The 19,276-nt window shown below is 54.5% G+C and carries 10 protein-coding genes; 4 read left to right on the forward strand and 6 right to left on the reverse strand.

From position 1 onward, the window contains the following. Nucleotides 1-3 precede the first annotated feature (3 nt). The gene (locus ACSYSO_RS00390; RefSeq protein WP_489799863.1) at nt 4-1,062 is read left to right on the forward strand and encodes a GmrSD restriction endonuclease domain-containing protein; all 1,059 of its coding nucleotides are present in this window, start codon (nt 4-6) and stop codon (nt 1,060-1,062) included. A 130-nt stretch (nt 1,063-1,192) separates the two neighbouring features. Here the strand turns inward: ACSYSO_RS00390 and ACSYSO_RS00395 are convergent, their stop codons facing one another. From ACSYSO_RS00395 to ACSYSO_RS00415, 5 genes are all read right to left on the reverse strand, one after another. Beyond that, nucleotides 1,193-1,363: a hypothetical protein gene (locus ACSYSO_RS00395; RefSeq protein WP_489799740.1), complete on the reverse strand. Its 171-nt coding sequence runs from the start codon at nt 1,361-1,363 to the stop codon at nt 1,193-1,195. 61 nt (nt 1,364-1,424) lie between these two features. Continuing rightward, complete coding sequence (locus tag ACSYSO_RS00400) at nt 1,425-2,015, reverse strand: hypothetical protein (protein ID WP_489760279.1); 591 nt, start codon at nt 2,013-2,015, stop codon at nt 1,425-1,427. Between the two features lie 413 nt (nt 2,016-2,428). Then, entirely contained in the window at nt 2,429-5,644 is a 3,216-nt protein-coding gene (locus ACSYSO_RS00405) for an FtsX-like permease family protein (protein WP_489760278.1), read from the reverse strand. A 1-nt stretch (nt 5,645) separates the two neighbouring features. Further along, nucleotides 5,646-6,347, reverse strand: a complete 702-nt coding sequence (locus tag ACSYSO_RS00410) for an ABC transporter ATP-binding protein (RefSeq protein ID WP_489760277.1) — start codon at nt 6,345-6,347, stop codon at nt 5,646-5,648. A 181-nt stretch (nt 6,348-6,528) separates the two neighbouring features. Continuing rightward, a complete protein-coding gene (locus ACSYSO_RS00415) occupies nt 6,529-7,905 on the reverse strand; it encodes an ATP-binding protein (RefSeq protein WP_489760276.1) in 1,377 nt (458 codons plus the stop codon). A gap of 293 nt (nt 7,906-8,198) precedes the next feature. On the opposite strand from ACSYSO_RS00415, the gene rfbB reads away from it, so the two are divergent. Continuing rightward, nucleotides 8,199-9,269: a dTDP-glucose 4,6-dehydratase gene (gene rfbB, locus ACSYSO_RS00420; protein WP_489760275.1), complete on the forward strand. Its 1,071-nt coding sequence runs from the start codon at nt 8,199-8,201 to the stop codon at nt 9,267-9,269. A 2-nt stretch (nt 9,270-9,271) separates the two neighbouring features. On the opposite strand, the gene ACSYSO_RS00425 is transcribed toward rfbB, so the two are convergent. Beyond that, nucleotides 9,272-10,567, reverse strand: a complete 1,296-nt coding sequence (locus ACSYSO_RS00425) for an ABC transporter ATP-binding protein (protein WP_489760274.1) — start codon at nt 10,565-10,567, stop codon at nt 9,272-9,274. A 161-nt stretch (nt 10,568-10,728) separates the two neighbouring features. Here ACSYSO_RS00425 and ACSYSO_RS00430 point away from each other — a divergent pair, with 161 nt between their 5' ends. Further along, nucleotides 10,729-16,755, forward strand: a complete 6,027-nt coding sequence (locus tag ACSYSO_RS00430) for a cell wall-binding repeat-containing protein (RefSeq protein ID WP_489760273.1) — start codon at nt 10,729-10,731, stop codon at nt 16,753-16,755. 195 nt (nt 16,756-16,950) lie between these two features. Beyond that, nucleotides 16,951-19,101 carry a cell wall-binding repeat-containing protein gene (locus ACSYSO_RS00435; protein WP_489760272.1) on the forward strand — a complete coding sequence of 717 codons (2,151 nt, stop codon included), beginning with the start codon at nt 16,951-16,953 and terminating at the stop codon, nt 19,099-19,101. Nucleotides 19,102-19,276: the final 175 nt, after the last annotated feature.

Raw genomic sequence — 19,276 nt, forward strand, 5'->3', positions numbered from 1 at the left:
GCCATGAAACGCGCGTTTGTGGCGTTGCTGGCGGTGGCGGTGCTGTTGCCGGCGGCTGTGGTCATTGCACCCGAGCAGGCGCAGGCCGATGAGCCGCAGAGTGCGAAAAGCGTGCTGAACACGCTGCCGGTCAAAGGGCGCGCACCCAAAACCGGGTATTCCCGCTCCGAATTCGGCAAGGCTTGGGCGGATGTGGACAAGAACGGTTGCGACACCCGCAACGACGTGTTAAAGCGCGACTTGACGAAGAAGAAGTTCAAAGCCGGCACCAACGACTGCAAGGTGATGTCAGGCAACCTCGCCGATCCGTACACCGGCAAGAAGATTCACTTCAAGCAAGGCAAGAAGACGTCCAGCAAAGTGCAGATTGACCATGTGGTGGCGCTTTCCAATGCATGGCAGACCGGCGCACAGGCACTTTCCGCCGAGCAACGTCAGCAGCTGGCCAACGATCCGTACAATCTCCTGGCTGTTGACGGCCCGTCGAACCAGAAGAAAAAGGATGGGGACGCAGCCACTTGGCTTCCCAAAAACAAGAAGTATCGTTGCGATTATGTATCGCGGCAGATCGGCGTGAAGCACAAGTATGGTCTTTGGGTCACCGCTGCTGAGAAAAAAGCGATGAACAAGACCCTCAAGGCCTGCCCCGCCCATAAAGTGGCACAGGATAATGGGCCCTTTGCCGAGGGCGATGGAGCCGGCAAGATTGACTCCGATGCAGCGTCTGCTGGGCAGAACAACGATGCGAACTCGGCTGGCGGCGCTCCCGTCGAACCGAATGTGAACACAGAACCCAGCAACGCCGGTGAAGCGCCGCAACATACGCGCCCATCATCTCCGGCTCCTGCCCCGCAGCCGGCTCCCGCACCAGTGCCACAGGCTCCCGCGCCGCAAGCGCCCGCTCCTGCTCCTGCCCCGGCACCCCAGCCTGCACCGGACACCAATGTGTACTACCAAAACTGCACGGCTGTACGTGCTGCCGGCAAAGCTCCGCTGTACGCCGGACAGCCCGGCTACCGCTCCGCCCTCGACCGTGACCACGACGGCATCGCCTGCGAGTAAACGTTATTGCTCAGGCCAGCGGGTTTATTTAAATCGATAGACCAGTTGACTGGACGAAGGTGCGATAACCGTTGCAATTCCGCCAAAAGTTTATTTAATTTGGTAGAACTTTTGGCTGCGTCAGGGCTAGTCACCAATCTGTGGGTAGCCCATGGGTCACCTTGTAGTAGTCAGAGAAAATGTTGGCGTTACGCGCCCGCTTTTCGGCTTCAATGGTAATTTCCTCGAGTTCTGCTTTACACTGCACTAGCAGTTCAGCGTTGATTTGTTCGATTGATTTGTATTGCTTCTGTTCAGTCATCTCATCGGTCCTTCGTGTGCAGTGTTATTGTCACGGGCGGATAGATCTTGTGTAAACGCATTCACATGTATTGTTTCATAGTATCGTGTTTTGTCTGAGCTTGCCACTTGCTTATGGTGAAGTGTATTCCCGTATAGGGTTTGGACGGCGTGGTCAGGTGTGTCAACGATTCTTCGTTGCTATTGATGAATTCAAGGAATTCATAGTGCAGAACAGGGTACACAATATCGTCAAGAATGAGGTCACTCCTGATGTATGTGCAAATCTGCTCAAGCTTGTTGAATAGATTGCCGACGTTTGCCTTCAGTTGAGCTTGCTGTTTGAGGGTTCTATCGACGGTATGAGAAATAGAAGAGACGGTGAAAGAAGGATTCTCTCGCTTGTTAGTAGTGATGATTTGTAATCGCTTCTTTGTGTATTCGATTTTCATGCGTTGCCTGTAGCTGGGAATTTGCGGAGCAAATGAATCGGTGAAGATATTGATGACTTCTATAGAGTTATGCATCAGCTGAATCTGCTCGGCCTTATCAGTGTCGCGCACGGCCTTGCGGTAGGTGAATACTGCGACGATAATACCGATAACGCCTGCGATGGAAGCGATTTCCGATGCTAAATCAAGTAGCTGTACCAGTGTGGGGTAAGTATCTTCCATGTGTCCTCCATTCCGGATAAATAAGCAATTATGATATATGCAGATAAGCGTATTGGATTTGATGGTGCAGGGAGATGATTGTTAGCGTATGTGGTCGAATGCTCGGAGTTATCCACATTTCGGGCGTGTCGTTATGAGACATATGACTGCCGCGTTTATTTAAATTGCCAGACCGGATGACTGGACGAAGGTGCGATAATCGTTGAAATTCCGCCAAAAGTTTATTTAAATCGGTAGAACTTTTGGCTGGTTTAGGTGACTAGTGGTGGCGTCGATTACCTGTATTTGATGTTTGCATACCAACTTAAGGCGCATCTCAGTCTGTTTGCTTCTGTTGCCTTACAGACGCACCGGAGCTGAGCTGCGTTACAGATGAGGTGGTGCTGGCGGTTTCTCGTCAGCACCACCTGCGATCAGTCCACGGACTTCAATGCGTCGAGCATGTCGATGTGTGCGAGCTTGCGGTTTACGTGCCAGCCCAGCACAGCGGTGATGACCACCACCAGCACCAGCGGCACCACAAAGCCGGTCCAACTGATGGACGGATCGAACATGACGTTGTCCGGCGGTACCGAGGTGATGATGTAGCGGTGCAGCCAAGCGCCAAAGAGGTATCCGGCCAGCACGCCTATGCCGGAGAGCAGGATGGTCTCGCGGTAAATGTACATCGTCACCTCGCGATTGTAGAAACCGAGCACTTTGATGGTGCTCAGCTCGCGGATGCGTTCGGTGACGTTGAGGTTGGTGAGATTGTAGAGAATGACCACACCAAGCAGCGTAGCCACGATGATAAGCACCCACATGATGATGTTGAGCGACGAGACCACGGTGTCAATCTGCGTCATAAGCGCCGTGTTCTGCTGCACGCCCTTGATGCCGTCCAGCCGCATGAACGAGGCGGACTGGTGTTTCACGTTGGCGGTGCTGCCGTCGCGAAGGGTGACCAGGTCTGCGTTCGAGGTAAACGTGGTACCGAACACGGAAGCGTAGGTCTCTGGGCTCATGAACATGAAGTGACCCATATACATCTCGCAAATGCCAGAAATACGCACTTTGTGGCTGTGCCCGCCGGCATCCTGCACGTCGATGGTACTGCCGACTTTGGCGTGCACCAAATTGGCGAATCGTTCGGAGACAATGGCGCCGCCGTTGGTGTTGGCAGCGGAATTTTGAGCGCCGCCTGAGCTCGAGCTGGCGGTGTCGTTTGCGTTGCTTGAGCTGGCGGAGTCCGTGTTGCCGGTCGCGTTGCTCCCGTTGCTCCCGCCGAGCGAAAGCGGTTTGTGGCCGTCCCGGGTGCGCAGCGTTACATAGTCGCCCAATTGTGAGGCGTGCTCCGGCACAATCAGCGTGATGTCTTGCTTGTCGTCGTTGCTGCCGGCCACTTTGGTGAGGTTCTCGTAGCGCACGCTGGTGGCACGTTCCACATCGTGTTGCTTGAGCCGCTTGGCTATGGCATCATGCTGTTTCTGCGAGATATGGTCGTTGTGTGCGGCAATGAGGCTGTAGTCGAGCACCGGCCCGAACTGGTGTGCGTTGATGCCTGAAATGGAGCCTTGCACCGCAAACCCGGCCATAAGCAACGCCACCGAGCCAGCCACGCCAAAGATGGTCATAAACATGCGCTGCTTGTATCGGAAGATGTTGCGAGCGGTGACTTTGTGCGTGAAACTGAGGCGATTCCAGACGAACGGAATATGCTCCAGCATGATTTTCGAGCCGTTGGAGGGAGCTTTGGGCAGCAACAGGCTTGCCGGGCGCTCGCGCAATTCGTTGTGTGCGCTCAATGCGGCTGGCACCACGGCGCTCACAGCGGCCAGCACCACGGCCAGTAGCGTGACCTGCCAGTTGAAGTTCATGGCGATGAACGGCATGTCGAACGCGTGGCCGTAGGCGGCATACACGATGGCCGGCATGAGCGTATGCCCTGCCGCAATGCCGATGAGTGCGCCGAGTGCTGAGGCTGCAGTGCCGTATACCACGAATTTCTTCATCACATCGCGGTTGGAATAGCCGAGTGCCTTGAGCGTGCCGGAGTTGATGCGCTCCTCTTCCACAAACCGGGTCATGGTGGAGAAGGTGACCAGAGCTGCCACGAGGTAGAGGAAGTAGGGGAAGATGCGCGCCAGTGAATCCACGATTACCGAGACCGAGTGATACACCGTGTAACCGTCGGCGCCAGGGGCCTCACGCCGCGAATTGACCGAATATGTGGGCTTGGCCATGTCGTTTAGGGTGGCTTTGGCTTCGCTGAGTTTGGCCTCTGCTTCGCTGATTTTTTGCTCGGCTTCCGGTTTGCTCTGGTTAAATTGCGCGAGGTTGGTGTTGTATTCGTTGGTTTTGTTCTGCAGATCGGTTCGTGCTTGGTTCTGCTGTGTTTTCGCCTGATCCAGTTGGGTCTGTGCTTGGGTGAGCTGTTCCTGTGCTTGTGCCTGGGCTTGTGCGAGTTGGGCTCGGGCTTCCGGTGAGGCGTTGGGATCGGGTGCGGCGACGGGGGTGTTTTTGGTTTGGTCGATCTGCGCCTGCTTCTGGTCGATTTGGACCTGTGCGGCGTTGATTTTCGTCTGCGCATCGTCAAGCTGCTGTTTGGCGCTGGTGAGTTGGTTTTGCGTATCGTTGAGCTTGGCTTTACTGTCGTCGATCTGCCGCTGTGCCTGGTCGATGCTGGGTTGCTTGTTGGCGCGAATCTCGGCCAGCCGCTGATCGGGGCGAGAGGCCAACGCACGGTTCAAGTCGGTTTTATGCTGCTGCAAGGCTTTGGTGTATGCGTTGGAATAGTGGTCACCCATCGCGTCCAGGTCGCTGAAGGTGAGTCTGGCAATCATGTATTCGTCGGAATTGAAGGCTTTGGGGTCGACGATGCCAAATGAGTCGAGCGATCCGGACCCGGAGGTGGAGTTACCCAAGTTGACTCGGCTGATGATTTCTGGCGATTGCACCACACCTACCACACGGAAAGTGTGCTGGCGCAGCACGGTGCGCCCCAGCTGATCAGCCTGTTCGCTCACACTCAGGTTTGATCCGACCGGATGCTGCTTTGCCAAGCCGCCGTCCACTGCGATTTCGCTGTCCCCGTGCGGCATACGCCCCTGTGTGAGTTCGTAGGTCGAAACCTGCTGAGGCGTGGAATAGATGCGCAGGCTCTCGTCGGTGGGCTTGCCGGCGCTGCTGGTCACCACGTCTTTCAGATAGCCGTATTCAACATGACTGGTGCTTTTTGTGGTACCGATGGCGTTGCGGTCGGCCTGGTCGAGCCCGTAATCGCTGATGACGGAGAGGTCGGCCAGATGATGTTCGTTGAAGTAATCGTTGCCGGCAGAGCGCATATCGGGCCCGGTAACGGTGAGGCCTACCAGCGCGAATGAACCGAGTGCCACCAGGCAGACAATGGCGATGAAACGGCCTTTTGAATTGCTGAATGACTTGCGGATGTCCTTCCATAGCATTGCTTTGGAAAGGTGCTGGGCTTTTGCTGCGGTTGCTGCGGTTGCGGCTGCCGCTGCTGTGGCTGTAGCGGTTGTAGCGGCGCTTGCGTTGGTTTTCGCTCTGCTGCCGGTGTTGTTGTCGGCGTTCTGCTGGGCTTGGGTGCGCAGCAGTTTGTTGACGCTCTTTTTGGTGTGCTTTCCGGCCATGTCACCACTCGATTTCGTCGATGTCGGTGGGGGTTGGATTGTCTTCGATGCGCTGCACGCGGGCATCACGCATGTGGATCACGCGGTCCGCGATGGGTGCAATGGCGGCATTGTGCGTCACGATCACCACCGTGGCACCGTACTTACGCGACATATCCTGTAAAATATGCAGCACTTGCTTGCCGGTCTCATAGTCAAGCGCACCAGTAGGCTCGTCACACAGCAAAATCTTGGGGCGTTTAGCCACGGCACGGGCAATGGCCACGCGCTGCTGTTCTCCGCCGGAGAGCTGCGCTGGGAAGTTGTTCATACGTTCACCCAGCCCCACGCTTTCCAGCGTTTGTCCCGGGTCTGCCGCACCCTGCACGATTTGAGATGCCAGCTCCACATTCTCGCGCGCGGTGAGCGAAGGCACCAGATTGTAGAACTGGAAGACGAACCCCACGTCGGTGCGGCGGTACGAGGTGAGTTCTTTGGCATTGTAGGAGGCGATGTCGTGCCCGTCAATGATCACCTGACCCTCATCGCAGGTGTCCATGCCGCCCAAAATGTTGAGGATGGTGGACTTGCCGGCACCAGAAGCACCCAGAATGATGGCGAGTGCGCCCTGCTCCACCGAAAAATTGACGTCGTTGTTGGCAGCGATGACAGTGTCTCCGGTCTTATATCGCTTCGATTCGCCAATCACTTCGATATAACTCATCTCGTTGCCCCTTGTCCCAAGATGACGCAGCTCTGACGCGGCATCCCCTGTATATAAACGTTGATATTCAGTCTAGGCCTGCGCGGCGAAAAGCGTGTGTGGTTATTGGTACGGCAGAAAACGCTGGATTGGTGCAAGGTGTGGGACGCTAGTATTGTCTTCTCTGCTCTTGGTGCGGTAGTTAAGGCCGGAGTGCGCCTACTGGTACTACGCGCACGCCATCTGGCCTTGTATACGCTGTGTTGAAAGTGCCTACGATCACGCATTTGCACCGTGGACCTTCCTGTCCGCTGGCAATCATCTTGGCTTCCAAGCGGTTGAGTGATTCAGCGGCAGTGTCGATTTTATCCGGGCTGAGTTTGACTTCGAAGGCTCCCCAGGCTCCGTTGTCGAGCTCGACTATGGCATCGGCTTCAAGGTCTGAGTTGTCGAGATAGTGGTACACGCGGGCGTCGAAGCTTGATGCGTAGACATTTAGGTCGCGGTACACCATGGATTCGAAGAGCAATCCCAAGGTTTTGAAATCGCCCTTCAGTGTTTGCGGTGTGGCACCAAGTGATGCCACTGCCAGTGACGGGTCTGTCAGATGCAGTTTTGGTTTTGCACGCAGGCGTACAGGAGAACGCAGCGCAGGAGCCCAAGCTGGTTGTTCGTCAATAAGGTAGAGCTGGCGCAGGATTTGATAATAACGGTTCAATGTTTGGTATGAAGTTGCCACATTGCGTTTATTGGCGGGACGATAGTTGTCGTCTGTATCCTGGAGCAGTGTGTTTTTCTTGACTGGTGAGGCCGTGCTGCGTGCCACCGCCCGAAACAGTGCGCGCATGCGGTCGGGGTCAACATTGCTCTCGTCGATTTCTGTTGGGCTGTCGCTTGCTTGGTGGGCTTCCGTCGCGAAGTTGTTGTTCTCATTGCCAGTAAGGTCTATATTCGTTGTATCTGCGGGGCGATTGCAGACGGACTCGACGTATTGGCGTGGTACGAGCATGGCGCGTTTGAGGGGATCGTTGATGGTTTCAGGCCATCCGCCTCGGCAAATCGCCTCGATGACATCGTCGAGTGTATGGACGCCTTGAGTCATGCCGACAGCTGGGGCGCCGTTCATGAGCTGTTGTAATGAGACCGAACCGGATGAGAGTCCTGACTCAAACAGCGTCATAGTGTGCATGCGCAGACGAGCAATTCTACCTGTACCACTGTGTGTTGTTCCGTGAGTGGGGACAGCTGAGCCGCAGAGTAAAAATTTGCCACGGGCATGGTTTCTATCTACGTTATGGCGTACCGCATCCCAGATGCCGGGAGCTGCTTGCCACTCGTCGAGCAGAATGGGTGGTGTTCCTGCAAACAGTTGGTTGGGATCGATGCGTGCCAGTGTGCGAACGGCGTAATTGCCGGCAGGGTCGGTGACTTCGACAGTGGTATTGGCTTGTTGGAGACATGTTGTTGTTTTGCCGCACCATTTTGGTCCTTCTACGGACACTGCGCCGAACGTTTGTAGATATTCTGTAAGTTGGTCGTCGATAATGCGGTAACGATACGTTTGCGATGGCGCTGACATACATACTCCTTACGGCAACTGGTAGTGTAAATGGAATGGCGTTATTATGCCGATTATAGATGACGATGTTTAAAAAAGCAAACGCATGATGTTTAAAAAAGCAAATGGGTGACGTTTAAAAAAGCAAATAGGTGACGCTTAAAAAAGCAAATCGGGACATGTGCAAGCGTGGCGCTTAATGCCGAGTTGAGCGGTTCAGACAGCTGAAGGCGGGCTGGGCTGAGAGGCAGGCTTGGATAGAGGCAGAAAACTAGCGCTGCCGGCTCCTTTGGCAGGCTGCGTATGATATAGGCATGGCTGAAGTTGCAAAACCAGTGCAAGGTACAGGTGTCCGAACGGACGTTGCCCCGCGCCATATCTTGGTGACCGGAGGAGCTGGGTTCATTGGAGCGAACTTTGTGCGCTGGGTGTTCGCCCACCACCCCGAAACGCACGTCACCGTGCTTGATGCCCTGACCTACGCAGGCAAGCGCGAAAGCCTGAACGGCCTACCTTCCAGTTTTCTCACCTTTGTGCACGGCAGCATCGCCGACGCAGCGCTAGTGGACCGATTGTGCGCCCGCACAAGCCGCACCCCCATCGATGCCATCATCAACTTTGCCGCCGAATCCCACAACGACAACTCGATCCTCAACGCCCAGCCCTTCCTGGACACCAACATCCAAGGTACCTACGTGCTGCTTGAAGCTGCGCGCAGGTACGGTCTGCGCTTCCACCACGTGAGTACCGACGAAGTCTACGGTGACACTCCCCTAGGCAGCACAGAAAAATTCACCGAAACCAGCCCGTACCGCCCATCCAGCCCGTACTCCGCTTCCAAGGCCGCCAGCGACCACCTGGTGCGCGCATGGTACCGCACCTACGGCCTCAACGCCACCATCTCCAACTGTTCCAACAATTACGGGCCCTACCAGCACGTCGAAAAGTTCATACCACGCCAAGTCACCAACCTGCTCGCCGGCGCTCGCGCCAAGCTGTATGGCACTGGCGAAGCGGTGCGCGACTGGATTCATGTGGAAGACCACTGTTCGGCGCTCTGGGCCGTGCTCACGCGCGGACGGGCTGGTGAGACCTATCTGATTGGTGCTGACTGCGAGCTGAGCAACCGCGAAGTACTGGCTATGATTCTGCGCTGCATGAGCCGCGGCGCGGATGAGTTCGACCATGTGCGAGACCGCCCGGGAGCCGACCGCCGGTATGCGATTGACGCGCGTAAAATCAAGGAAGAGCTTGGCTGGCGGCCGCAGTATATGGACTTCATGGCAGGTCTAGAGAAAACCATAGAATGGTACGCAGAGCAGCAAAGCTGGTGGAATGCCGACAAGGCGCCAACCGAGCGGCTGTACAGGCGGCAGGGGCATTAAGGCTATGCCGCACTGGTGGTGTCATCAAAACCGATTTGATTGATGCTCATGCTCTTATCGTTCAGCAGACCGGCGAAATTGGTGGTCGCTTTGTTTCGTACCACGAAGTTGCAAGAATTCGCGTCGTTGGTAAATGCAAGCTGAGTAAATGTGGACAAGTCCTTGTCGTCGGGGACTATGCGCATTGTAGCGATGATTTTGAAGTCACCGTCGTTGAATAGGTTCAGCGGCATGCTGAAGTGGACCTTGTGATGCCCCGGTTTGTTGAATTTGAATGCAACGCCACAGTCGTATGGCACACCGCCGCGTTTGGTGTCTAGCACAGACATCGGTATGCAGAAGTTTTGTGTACCCCTGTAGTCGTATTCCACATCAAATTCGAAGTTATCTTCGCATGTGCGTAGCTGCGACGAGACGGGAAGAATGCGGAAAATCGGGACTTCTGCACTGAGGCCGGAAATCTTCTCCACATCTTGCTGTTCTTCGGCAGCGTCGTCGGGTTCTTCTGCCTTAAGGTTTTCCAAAGTGTACTGGCTTGCCACGTCGTTGGTGTCGCCGTTAACTTCGATTTCGCCATCTTTGATAAGAATAGCCTTGTTGCAGTAGCGCTTCACTGAGTCCATGCTGTGCGTAACAAGGATGACCGTTTTGGTGGAATCCTTTTTAATCTCAGTGAAGAAATCGTCGCACTTGCGCTGGAACGCTTCGTCACCCACCGCAAGAACCTCGTCGAGCACAAGAATGTCGCCTTGGGCCTTGATGGCTACGGAGAAGGCGAGGCGAACCTGCATACCGCTGGAGTAGTTCTTCAGTTTCTGATCCATGAATTCTTCAAGTTCGGCGAACTCGACGATGTCGTCGTACATGGCTTCTACTTCTTCGTGAGTGAAGCCCAGCAGTGCGCCATTGAGGAACACATTCTCGCGCCCGGTAAGTTCGGGGTTGAAGCCGACGCCCAGCTCGATGAAGGGGACGAGTTTGCCGACGACGTTGACGTTACCTTGCTCTGGTACGTAGATGCCGGAGATGATTTTCAGCAGCGTCGACTTACCGGAGCCATTGCGGCCTACGATGCCGAAGAAATCACCTTGATGCACATCAAAGCTGACGTCTTTGAGCACCTGCTGCTCTTTATATCCCTTGATGCCTTTGGTCCAGTTGAGGAACGCCTGCTTGAGGCCGGTGGCCTGCTCTGTGGGCAGCTTGAAGGATTTGGCGACGTGGTCGACGGAGAGTACAACTGGCGGCTCTTGGGTGCTCGGCTGTTTAGTTTCCGTCACAGTTCCTTTGTCCTTCATACTTTTACTCCCCACAAGTCTGAATTTCTACGTTCCGCTTACTGTAGTCGCATTCATTCTAAGTGCATGGCAAGTCATGCGGTCAGAGTGTGACGATAGGCTCATTATTGTACTTATGCCTTCAGCAGAATACTGCTGTGTGGAGAGACAGAGGGAACGACATGAGCAATTTTGTATCTACAATGAAGCGATTTTCTACTGGGGCATTCGGCGTGGTGCTGGCATCAGCATTGTGCCTAGGGGTGGGTACGACTGCTGCAGCTGCGGAAGATCGGCCTGACGAGCAATCCGACAAGCAGACGGCGTACGAGTATGTACAGCAGATTAATGAGGTGCGCCAAAAGCAGCGTGACACGTTAACACCGCAGTTGGTAGTGGGCGCTCAGCAGGAGGATCTTGGCGCTGACTTGAGCCAAGAAGGTGTGGCTGAGGCTGATGTCTCCGGCAAACCGGCGGTTGAATTGAGAGTAAACAGTGACCTTATGCGCTGGGCGCAGGCGAGGGCGCACGCATTGGCTAACAGCTCAAACACTGGTTCTGAGGAGTTCCCCAGCCACGATGACATGTATCGGGACGCACCGCAGTGGGCCGAAGAGTCCGCGCGGAACCTGCAGCAGTCGCCTGACTACACCAAGAATCACATGTTTGGGCCCGAAGCACTGTATGTGGGCGAGCTGGGGAATAATGATGCTCAGGCCGGTTCCACTCAGAATGGTTCTGCCGCACAAGATGGTACTGATGAAGTGACGGCGCAGGAAGGCCCAGTTGCCGCATGGGAGCGTGAGCTGACTGCGGCGCAGGGTGCGCAGCGGCAGGGCTACGACCAGTATTTGACGATGGTGAATCGTTATGCCGACGTTGCTGGCATGGCTTGCGAGGTTATAGCACAAGGGCCGCGCGCGGGAGAGTCTGTCTGCGTGCTCGAGGTTGGTTTCGATGTGGGCCAAGGCAAGACGCAGAGTGTCAGCGATGCGAAGGCTGGGCGTGAGCCGCTGGAAGCGGACGAATCAGATAAGCGTAACGACGCCAGTCCTGAAGCGGCGCAGGAGAAATCAGACAAGAAGGGTGAACAGCAGCCTACTGGTAAGGATGACGAGAAGCTAGGTACTGAAAACCAAGATTCCGCACTCCAGGAGCAGCAGCAAAGTCAGTCTGATGAGAATGGTGCTAAGCCTGCGGGTCCAGCAACGAAGGCTGACACAGCTTCTGTCTGTTTTTATCCCAACGATGGAAGTTCGGGTAATACCACATGCGTGAATGTAGAAATCGGCAAGCCAGTCGCCAAGCCAGCCAACCCGACTCGCAAAGGATACACGTTCAAAGGGTGGAGCGAAAGTCCGTGGAGCAGCCCCGTTGTGTATTACGACTTTAGCAAGCCGGTGACTAATCGATATCTCAGCTTGTCTGCTGTATGGGAAGGCCATCCGTACACTGTGAACTATCAAGCCAACGGCGGTGCTGGGTTCATGCTGCCGCAGAAGAACCGCGTTGGCGACCGTACGTACGCTCGTCCGAGTGCATTCACGAGCGTAGGCAAGAACTTCTTAGCCTGGAATACCAAAGCTGATGGCACTGGAACTGCGGTAGAAGCTAACTCGCCGATGGGCGATCTTACCTATACCGCTGATTCAGTTACGTTGTATGCACAATGGACCACTGGCGTTCCCTCGAGTATCGATACTGTGACGCTGGATTGCCATAACGATTATGGTTATCTTTATTGTCCTCTTCCTGAACGGGTTACTGTTCGTTACAGTGACGGTCACGCACTGCAAAGTAGGGTGTCTTGGGCTAGCGCGCCGTTATACAACGAAAGCTCAGACAGACTCAAAGATGGTGAGAAGGTCAGCATTACTGGCGTTGTAGCTGCCACGCCTCTGCTGCGCGCAAAGCTTGTTGCTACCGTTATTGACCGGACGATGCCTGTATTCTCAGGCATGGATGATGTCACAGTGAGTGTTGGCAGCAAGTTCAATGTGCTCGAAGGCATCACTGCCACAGACGGCGTATACGGTGATATTTCTAAGTCTATCAAGGCAGACAAGCAGGTGGATACCAGTCAAGTTGGTTCCACCTATGTAACTTATACTGTCGCCACTTCTCGAGGTACCAAAGCGCAGGCTTCGCGCACTATTACGGTAACGAATCAGCCACTAGTTACTGTGCATTTCGATGCCAATGGCGGTACGGGCACTATGTCTGACCAAAACTTCGCCAAGGACAGCTGGCAGAGGCTTCGGTCTTCACGGTTTACACGCAAACCGGTGTGGGGCATGGAGAGTTGGAACACCAAGCCTGATGGTTCTGGAACTTCGTATTCTCTTTACGGTACCAGTTTCTCAGTGGATACCACGCTGTATGCACAGTGGGTCACTGGTACGATGTCCTACTACCGGAATGTGAATGACTCTACCATTGAAAACTCAATGAATAATGCACAGGTAAAATGGGACAGCATTGTAGTCAAGGCCAATTTGTACACGAATCCTGGGTATCACTTTGCTTCATGGAACACGAAAGCTGATGGTACTGGCACGAGCTACTCCCCTGGGCAAGTCATCAATGGCTATGCAACTGCTGGTTTCAAAGATTACGCATATCAATCCCTGTATGCTCAGTGGGTTCCAGACAGCTATCAGGTGCAATTTAATGCCAATGGCGGTACTGGCACTATGCCGTCTCAGCAAATAGCCTACGACAAGCGAACTGCGTTGCAAGCTAACACGTTCGCTGCGCCGCAGGGCAAGTATTTTGCTGGCTGGAACACCAAGGCAAACGGTACTGGTGCCAGCTATACCGACATGCAATACGTCAGCAAGCTGAGCACGAGCGCACCGGTTACGTTGTACGCGCAGTACGCTGTTTCCGACATCACGTCACTTGCGGTGCAGACGCCGCCCACAAAGCAGCAATACACCACTGGTCAGGCGTTCAAAGCCGAAGGGCTGAAAGTCGTTGGTATCACCAAGGGTGCTGCGGTCAAGGCCTTGCCCGCTTCCAGCTACTCGCTCTCAGCTGTCAACACTGCCAAAACAGGCACGCAGAAGGTGACTGTTACCCTCAAATCAGATACTTCCAAAACGGCATGGTTCCCGGTCTACATCGGCGTTAGTAAGCCTACGGTAGCCGCCACTACCAAGGTGCAAGATGATAACAAGGCGCCGGAGAACTATGTAGTGAACCTCGACGCCTCGAGCAGCAAGGACGTGTTTGACAGAGCAGTGACCGGCGCTCGCGCTCAGCGCGCGTTCATTTTGATGCAGTACCCGCAGATCAACGTGTTCTTCGTCCAAGCGCAGACCGGTACTTTCGGCGCTGACTTTGCTCGTTGGGCTGCCGCGAATGGTGTGACGGTGAATTCTGTGGCGCCTTCCTCTAGTTCGTTGCGTGACGATGAGTTGCGCCACACTGATGTGCAGCCGTCCGAGACTGCTACGGTTCAGCAGCTGTGGCAGCAGTCTGGTGCGGACTTTGCCCCAGCTAAGGAAAATGTCGACGTCAATACGAATGTAGACAATGCTTGGGGCATTGATGCCATTGGTGCTGGGCAAGCGCAAGGTGTGCAGGTGCCGCAGCGGCCCACTATGGTGGGTGTGATTGACAGCGGAATCGCTGCCGACCACCCGGACTTGAAAGGCAAGGTTGATCCCTCCCTGTCTGTTTCGTGCGTGGCCAACGGCGTACCTACGCAAGGCAAGGCATCTGACGGACATTACGTGTGGGAGCCGCGGAATGAGGAATTAGGAGACGGTAATGGTTCTCATGGCACTCATGTCGCCGGTACCATTGCAGGCGCGCATAATGGGTCTGGTGTAGACGGTGTTTCGCCGGACTCGCGGCTGGCTGCCATCAAGGTGCTCTATAAGAATCGCGGTACGCTCATCACGGAAGTGTGCGGGTATATGTGGGCTGGTCAGGCGCATGTTGATGTGACGAATGCGAGTCTTGGCAGCACGTCTCCCATGTATCCGGATACTGAGATAGACGCGTATAGCGAAGTCATTGCAGAACAACGTGCTGTTGATTTTGCAAAAAATCAGGGTGTGGTGAATGTCGTATCTGCGGGCAATAGCGGATATGATCTTGACAATATCAAACCCAACACACGATCTCTGCTTACTCCGCGTGACCGCGGTGTGAAACCAGATGAGTCTGAGGTACCTACGACCCTGAGCAAGGTCATGGGCAAATCCGAAGGCAGCATGGAGAATCGTGCCGGTAGCGCTGGTAAAGGATGGATTACCCCGGCCATGCTGGATGGTGTTGTCACGGTCTCTGCAGTGCAAAAAGAGTCTTCGCTTGTGGTGGGGACTATGTCTCGTTCAAAGCAATTGCACGGAGGTTTGGACTGTCAGCAGAATGGGTGGTGCTCAAATTACGGCACCAAGACCATTGATGTTGCTGCCCCTGGCAGTGACATTGTGTCGGCATATGTATCCAGTATCAGCAGCGGATATAGCTTTGATTATGCATCTATGAGCGGCACCTCGATGGCATCACCGCATGCGGCTGGTGTGGCTGCTCTGATTAAGTCGATTCATCCTGACTTCACGCCAGACCAGACAGTGAAGCTGCTCAAGCAGCAGGCTCACGAGACGTACTCCAAGCTGAAGGCTCCCACCGACGGCGCGGAATACCGCGGTGCTGGCTTGGTGAACGCGTATGCGGCTGTGACAGAAAATCAGCCTCAGCCCAAGGTTTCCTTGCAAGTCTCCACCAATAATGGTGTTAGCTGGACTGCATTGCAGGGAGCGACTGTGACAGGTAAGGCACTGGTGAGGGCCACGGTGACTGGTCCGGTCACCAAGGCCACGCTTACTGTGCCAGGGTATACCGCGGTAACCAAGACTGCTTCGGGCGCGCTCTCTGGTTCTGTGGCACCGCAAGTGGCAGTGGACTATTCTGGCTTGAAAACTGCGCAAAAGGTGACAGTGAAGGTAGATGCTTACGGGCGTAACAACGATTCGCATGCTGATGACGATGTGCATCAGAGCGTTACGTTCACCGCGGGCAAGGCAGCAACTGCACCTACTCCCAGCAAGCCTCAGCCAAGTAATCCTGCTCCGGCGAAGCCGGAACCGAGTAAACCGACTCCGTCTCAACCGGCTCCATCGAAGCCTACGCCTTCTAAGCCTCAACCCAGTCAGCCGAGTCCTTCCAAGCCTGAGCCAAGTAAGCCTCAGCCGTCGAAGCCGTCTCCGTCTCAGCCGTCTGCGGGTCAGGGTTCGGTGAGGCGTCTTGCTGGTGCTTTGCGTTATGATACTGCGGGTAAGGTTGTGAGTGAGGCGTTCCCTGGTAAGGCTGCTACGGTGGTTCTTGCGAGTGGTGGTAATTATCCTGATGCTCTTGCGGCTTCTGGTTTGGCTGGTGCTCTTAATGCGCCTGTCATGTTGACTGATGCGCAGAGTTTGTCTTCTCAGGCTAGGGATCAGATTAGCAGGTTGAAGCCGTCTCGTGTGATTATTGTTGGTGGTACGAGCGCTGTTTCTAAGGATGTGGAGCGGGCTGTGTCTAAGCTTGTTTCTGCGAAGAATGTGACGCGTATTGCGGGTAACACTCGGTATGATACTGCTGCAATGATTTATGAGCAGGGTGTCAAGCTTGGTGCCCAGTGGTCTGATACGGCTATCGTATCCACTGGTGGTGGGTTTGCTGACGCGCTGTCGGTGTCTCCGTATTCGTATGCGAGGAAGGCTCCTATCTTCCTGTCCGACAGCAAGTCTGGTTTGACTGCGAAGACTGTTGCTGATGTGAAGGCTCGTGGGTTTAAGAAGGTCATTATCGTTGGTGGTACCACTGCTGTACCTAGCAAGGTGGAGGCTCAGGTGAAGTCTGCGGGTGTGAAGAGTGTGGATCGTGTGCAGGGTTGGAGTCGGTATGCGACCAGTGAGGCTATTGCTCAGTATGCGGTGAAGGATGGGACTCTTGGAGTCTCCAACCCGGTGTTTGCTACTGGATCTAATTTCCCTGACGCGTTGGCTGGTGGCAGTCTTGCTGGTTCTAAGAAGAGCGTGTTGGTGTTGACTAATCCTGCGGATACGAAGGATAAGGATGTGTCGGCTACGTTGAGCTGGCTTGGTCAGAGTAAGGCGAGTGTGAAGCAGGCTTACATTTTGGGTGGTACGAGTGCGGTGAGTAAGTCAATGTCTCAGACGATTTCCAAGTCGCTGGGATTAAAAGCCGAGTAACTAAGGCTGTTCGCCTGGCTGAGCATGGGGGGGTGTGCGTACTAACGCACAACCTCTCTGCTGTCTATGGGCACCCGAAAGTGTGATGTATTTCAGAGCTCGGTGTAAAATGGGTCACAGTGTGGGTGCTGTTGCCCATGCACCGGAGGCGGGTTGTGCCGGTACCAGAGAAATATCTGAGATGAAGGAGCACACATGCCGCAGTGGCATATGCGTAGATCAAAACAATGGACGGCTGCTCTTGTTGCTGCCGCAACGTTACTAGGCGGACTGGGTGTGGGAGTGTCTTCGGCTCAGGCTGATGAGGCTGACGCACCGCAGGTTGAAGTTCAGCAAGGAGAGGCGGGTAACTCTTCCGCTGACCTGAACACTATCGCACCGGGCGATGTTGACTCGTCTCAGGCGGGTCAGGCCGATGTGAATACACCTGGTGTCGAGCCTGTGGAACCGCAAGCTCCCGAGGCCGAGGCACCGGCTGATGGTCAGCAGCCTGCTGCTCCTCAGGCCCAGGATGCGCAGCCTCAGGCTCCCGCAGCCCCGGCAGCTCAGGCCGAAGAGCCGGAAGCCGATAGTGACCTCACCAGGGCTGCATCCACGTGCAAGCCCGGTACCAGCACCATTAGTCAGTGCTTCCCCGACAAGAATTTGGCGAGTGCTGTGGCTGCAGAGTTGAATGTCGCGGTGTCGTCGAAGCTGACGAGCGCGCAAGCTGCGAAGGTGCGCTCCGTATCTATCATCCAAGCGAAGGTTACCAGCCTGCAGGGCATTCAGGTGTTGACTAACCTGACCCGGTTGTACGCTAGCAGCAACTCAATCAGCGATCTGTCTCCTTTGAGCGGTCTGACCAAGTTGACCGAGTTGTATCTGAACTACAATAAAGTGAGCAATCTGTCTCCTCTGCGTAAGCTCTCCAATTTGACGCAATTGAGCATCATTGGTAATACAGTCAGTGATTTATCGCCGATTTCTGGTCTCACTAACTTAACCGAGTTGCAGGCAGGCAGCAATAAGATTGCGAACATCTCTGCGCTTCGTGGCCTGACCAATGTAACTTATTTGAGCGTGATGGACAATAAAATTGTTGATATTTCACCTCTTCGTGGTCTCACCAAACTGCAGACGCTGTACGTAAGCTCCAACAAGATTGTTGATGTCTCGCCGCTCTCCGGTCTCACACACTTCACTACTTTGTTTGTAAGCTCTAACGAGATCAAGGATATTTCGCCGCTAAAGACGATGCTTACTGCCATGAAGCCTTATACTGACAAGTATTCTTCGCTTGATGTCAGCTACAACCATATTACTAATATCGAAACCATCCAGGGCAAGGCTTGCCAAGGCAAGTTTGCCAAGGTCTATACTGATGGGCAGCGCCCTCTGCTGAAGCGTCTTTCTGGTAACCTTCGTTATGATACTGCGGGTCAGGTTGTTGGTGAGGCGTTCCCGGGTAAGGCTTCTACGGTTGTTTTGGCGAGTGGTGGTAATTATCCTGATGCTCTTGCGGCGTCTGGTTTGGCTGGTGCGTTGAATGCTCCGGTGATGCTTACTGATGCAAGCTCACTGTCTGCTCAGGCTAAGTCTCAGATTACTCGTCTGAAGCCGTCTCGTGTCATTATTGTTGGTGGTACGAGTGCTGTGTCTAAGGGTGTGGAGCAGGCGGTGTCTAAGTTGGTGCCGGCTAAGGGTGTGTCTCGTATTGCGGGTTCTACTCGTTATGATACTTCTGCTCAGATTATGAGCAAAGGTAAGTCGTCTCTTGGTGCCAAGTGGGCTTCCACCGCTGTGGTGACCACTGGTGGCGGCTTCGCTGACGCACTCTCGATGTCTCCGTATGCGTATGCGAAGCATGCTCCGGTGCTGCTGGCTGATAGTAAGACCGGGTTGAGCCAGAGCGTGATCAATACGGTGAAGAGCGGTAAGTTTACCAAGGTTGTGGTTGTTGGTGGTACTGCTGCTGTGCCTGCGAAGGTGGAGTCTCAGTTGAAGTCTGCTGGCGTGAAGAGTGTGGATCGTGTGCAGGGTAAGACTCGGTATGCGACCAGTCTTGCTGCTGCTAAGTATGGTGTGGCTGATAAGACGCTTGGGTTCTCTTCTCCGGTGTTTGCCACGGGTGGTAATTTCCCTGATGCGCTTGCGGGCAGCAGTTTGGCTGGCTCCAAGAAATCCATGCTCATACTGGTGAACTCAAGTAACCGTTGGGATTCTGATGTGTACAATGCGTACGACTGGATGAGCGAGAACAGAACCGGCATTAAGGAATCCTACATTTTGGGTGGCACTAGTGCAGTAAGCAAGAGCATATCGTCTGATATCTCGTCCTTCCTCTACGCCACTGAAGAGCGGTAATCTGCAACTGCCGTAGCTATTGCGGCAATAGCAGTTAACTAGTTGAGGGTTGGTCCGTGCGCAGCGCACGGCCAGCCCTCAACTGTTTATGGTCAGGAATAGATTCCGGCAAATAATACGGTTGGTCTTGCGGAGATAGTGAATCGGCACACTGGTGTGACGATTCTGCACGCGC

Source organism: Bifidobacterium sp. ESL1130, assembly GCF_058507935.1.

Coding starts and splice junctions, on each gene's coding strand:
- ACSYSO_RS00390 (WP_489799863.1), top strand. CDS start 4: ATGAAACGCGCGTTTGTGGCGTTGCTGGCGGTGGCGGTGCTGTTGCCG.
- ACSYSO_RS00395 (WP_489799740.1), bottom strand. CDS start 1,363: ATGACTGAACAGAAGCAATACAAATCAATCGAACAAATCAACGCTGAA.
- ACSYSO_RS00400 (WP_489760279.1), bottom strand. CDS start 2,015: ATGGAAGATACTTACCCCACACTGGTACAGCTACTTGATTTAGCATCG.
- ACSYSO_RS00405 (WP_489760278.1), bottom strand. CDS start 5,644: ATGGCCGGAAAGCACACCAAAAAGAGCGTCAACAAACTGCTGCGCACC.
- ACSYSO_RS00410 (WP_489760277.1), bottom strand. CDS start 6,347: ATGAGTTATATCGAAGTGATTGGCGAATCGAAGCGATATAAGACCGGA.
- ACSYSO_RS00415 (WP_489760276.1), bottom strand. CDS start 7,905: ATGTCAGCGCCATCGCAAACGTATCGTTACCGCATTATCGACGACCAA.
- rfbB (WP_489760275.1), top strand. CDS start 8,199: ATGGCTGAAGTTGCAAAACCAGTGCAAGGTACAGGTGTCCGAACGGAC.
- ACSYSO_RS00425 (WP_489760274.1), bottom strand. CDS start 10,567: ATGAAGGACAAAGGAACTGTGACGGAAACTAAACAGCCGAGCACCCAA.
- ACSYSO_RS00430 (WP_489760273.1), top strand. CDS start 10,729: ATGAGCAATTTTGTATCTACAATGAAGCGATTTTCTACTGGGGCATTC.
- ACSYSO_RS00435 (WP_489760272.1), top strand. CDS start 16,951: ATGCCGCAGTGGCATATGCGTAGATCAAAACAATGGACGGCTGCTCTT.